4 protein-coding genes are annotated in these 3302 nt (G+C 69.0%); 3 read left to right on the forward strand and 1 reads right to left on the reverse strand.

Annotation, left to right across the window (positions count from 1 at the left end):
- Positions 1 to 104: 104 nt before the first annotated feature.
- From DQP58_RS26265 to DQP58_RS26275, 3 genes are all read left to right on the forward strand, one after another.
- Complete coding sequence (locus DQP58_RS26265; RefSeq protein ID WP_112710953.1) at positions 105 to 932, forward strand: SHOCT domain-containing protein; 828 nt, start codon at positions 105 to 107, stop codon at positions 930 to 932.
- A gap of 92 nt (positions 933 to 1024) precedes the next feature.
- Entirely contained in the window at positions 1025 to 1852 is an 828-nt protein-coding gene (locus tag DQP58_RS26270; RefSeq protein ID WP_112710954.1) for a mycofactocin-coupled SDR family oxidoreductase, read from the forward strand.
- Positions 1853 to 1877: 25 nt separating this feature from the next.
- A complete protein-coding gene (locus DQP58_RS26275; RefSeq protein WP_112710955.1) occupies positions 1878 to 3074 on the forward strand; it encodes an NAD(P)/FAD-dependent oxidoreductase in 1197 nt (398 codons plus the stop codon).
- Positions 3075 to 3081: 7 nt separating this feature from the next.
- Here DQP58_RS26275 and DQP58_RS26280 read toward each other — a convergent pair.
- Positions 3082 to 3302: DUF2332 family protein (locus DQP58_RS26280; protein ID WP_114149378.1), on the reverse strand; the 221-nt coding region annotated here is incomplete at its 5' end.

Consider the following 3302-nt stretch of genomic DNA (forward strand, 5'->3'; position numbering starts at 1 on the left):
CCGAACCGGTGTAGGCATCCGACGCGGTTTGCGCGTATCGCCGTCGCCGTGGCACCGGCAGCGCTAATCTGACACGGATTTCCCAGTAAGCGGAGGAGGGGCCGGTGTTAGCGCGCTACCTGAAGGCACAGTTGATAGTTTTGCTGTGCGGTGGACTGGTCGGGCCGATCTTCTTGGTCGTGTACTTCACCCTCGGGCTCGACAACCTGCTGCAGTGGATGTTCTACGTCGGCCTGCTCATCACCGTGGCCGACGTGTTGGTCGCGCTCGCGTTGGCGAACTTTAGCGCCAAGTCGTCGGCCAAGGCCGCCGCGCTCGAGCAGAACGGGGTGCTGGCGCTCGCCCAGATCACCGGGATCACCGAGACGGGGACGTGGGTCAACAACCAGCAAGTAGTCAAGGTGCACTTGCACATCGCCGGACCCGGGCTGGTGCCGTTCGACAGCGAGGACCGGGTGATCGCCAGCGTGACCCGGCTCGGCAACCTCAACGCCCGCAAGGTGGTGGTCCTGGTGAATCCCACCACCAGCGAATACCGGATCGACTGGGACCGAAGCGCTTTGGTCAACGGCCTGGTGCCCGCGCAGTTCACGGTCGCCGAAGACAACCAGACCTACGACCTGAGCGGGCAGGCCGGCCCGCTGATGGAGATCCTGCAGATCCTCAAGGCGAACAACATTCCGCACAACCGGATGGTCGACATCCGGTCCAACCCGGCGTTGCGCGCCCAGATCCAGGCGGTGGTGCGCCGCGCGGTGCAGCAACAGGCGCCGGCCGCCCAACCGGCGCCGCCCGCGGCGGCAGCCGTCGTCACCCCTGCCGAGCCGACGATCGCCGCGCGGCTGCAAGAGCTCAAGGATCTGCACGCCAGTGGGGCTCTGACCGACGCCGAATACACCAGCCGTCGCGCCGCGATCATCTCCGAAATCTAGGAGCCCCCGCCCGGCACGGCCGGGTGAATTAGAACACGTTTCAGTTGCGCTGCTAGCCTGGCTTGGTCTATCGGCGGTCGAAGGGATTACGCGTGGCTGGACAGGGCGGATCACTGCAGGGGCGGGTCGCATTCATCACCGGGGCCGCCCGCGGGCAGGGGCGCTCGCACGCGGTGCGGCTGGCCCGCGAGGGCGCCGACATCATCGCCCTGGACATCTGCGCTCCGGCGTCCGCCAGCGTGACGTACACGCCGGCCACCCGCGAAGACCTCGACGAGACGGCCCGCCTGGTGGAGAACGAGGGACGCAAGATCCTCACCCGCGAGGTCGATGTCCGGGACGACGCCGCGCTGCGGGACCTGGTGGCCGACGGCATCGAGCAGTTCGGCCGGCTCGACATCGTGGTGGCCAACGCCGGGGTGCTGAGCTGGGGCCGCGTGTGGGAGCTCACCGACGAGCAGTGGGACACGGTCATCGGCGTCAACCTGACCGGCACGTGGCGCACGCTGCGCGCCACCGTTCCCGCCATGATCGAGGCCGGCAACGGCGGCTCCATCGTGGTGGTCAGCTCGTCGGCGGGGATCAAGGCCACCCCGGGCAACGGCCACTATTCGGCCAGCAAGCACGGGCTCACCGCGCTGACCAACACCCTGGCCATCGAGCTCGGCGAATTCGGCATCCGGGTCAACTCCATCCACCCGTACTCCGTGGACACCCCGATGATCGAACCCGAAGCGATGATGGAGATTTTCGCCAAACATCCCAGCTTCGTGCACAGCTTCCCGCCAATGCCGGTGCAGCCCAACGGCTTCATGACGGCCGACGAAGTGGCCGACGTGGTGGCCTGGCTTGCCGGCGACGGCTCGGGCACCCTCACCGGCACCCAGATCCCGGTGGATAAGGGTGCCCTAAAGTACTGAGCGGCCAGCGTGCTAAGAACTCCACGTGAGTAGTGACGAAAGCGCCACCAATGGAATCGTGATCGTCGGCGGCGGATTGGCCGCCGCCCGCACCGCCGAGCAGCTGCGGCGCTCGGAGTACTCCGGGCCCATCACGATCGTCAGCGACGAGGTGCACCTGCCCTACGACCGCCCGCCGTTGTCCAAAGAGGTGCTGCGCAAAGAGGTCGACGCCACCGAGCTCAAGCCGCGTGAGTGGTACGACGAGAACGACATCACCCTGCGACTGGGCTCGGCCGCGACGGGTCTGGACACCGCGGCGCAGACGGTGACTCTCGCCGACGGAACGTCGCTTCGCTACGACGAACTCGTCATCGCGACGGGCCTGGTGCCCCGGCGCATTCCGGCGATCCCGGACCTCGAGGGCATCCGCGTGCTGCGGTCCTTCGACGAAAGCCTGGCGCTGCGCGAGCACGCGTCGGCCGCGCAGCGTGCCGTCGTCATCGGCGCCGGGTTCATCGGCTGCGAGGTGGCGGCCAGCCTGCGCAGCCTGGGCGTGGACGTGGTGCTGGTGGAACCGCAGCCGACCCCGCTGGCCGCGGTCCTCGGCGAGCAGATCGGCGAGCTGGTGGCCCGGCTGCACCGCGCCGAAGGTGTCGACGTTCGCCTCGGCGTCGGGGTCGCCGAGGTGCGTGGTGACCCCCGTGTCGAGTCGGTGGTGCTCAGCGACGGCACCGAGCTGCCGGCCGACATCGTGGTGGTCGGCATCGGGTCACGCCCGGCGACCGATTGGCTCGAGGGCAGCGGCGTACAGGTCGACAGTGTCGATAGAGGCGTCGTCTGCGATGAGGCCGGTCGCACCAGCGCGCCGAATGTGTGGGCGCTCGGCGACGTCGCATCGTGGCGCGACGCGACGGGACACCAAGGGCGCGTTGAGCATTGGAGCAACGTCGCCGATCAGGCCCGGGCCGTCGTGCCCGCGATGCTGGGACAGGATGCGCCGCCGGTGGTGGTCGTCCCGTACTTCTGGAGCGACCAGTACGACGTGAAAATCCAGTGCCTGGGCGAGCCGGAGGCCGGCGACATCGTCCACCTCGTCGAGGACGACGGCCGTAAGTTCCTGGCCTACTACGAACGCGACGGGGCCCTGGTCGGGGTGGTCGGCGGCGGGATGCCCGGAAAGGTCATGAAGGTCCGCGCCAAGATCGCCGCGGCCGTGCCGATCGCCGAAATACTGGGCTGAGCCGCCGCTAGCCGACGGATCTGAGCCAGTCCACCGGCGGTCCGTGCGGATGGCATTCGCCCAGCAGCCGCGGATCGCCGCCGGGCCAGACGCGGGCGCGCACCACGAATTGGATCGGTGCGCCCGGGCCGGCGCGGGTGGGCTCCATCGTGAGGTGGGCGAACGGTGCGCGCGCGCCGGCCCGGGCGGCCAGCGCGTCGACGTGGGCGCGCACGGCGCCGCGTTCCT

The organism is Mycobacterium colombiense (genome assembly GCF_003284975.1).
Taxonomy (GTDB): Bacteria; Actinomycetota; Actinomycetes; order Mycobacteriales; family Mycobacteriaceae; genus Mycobacterium; species Mycobacterium europaeum_A.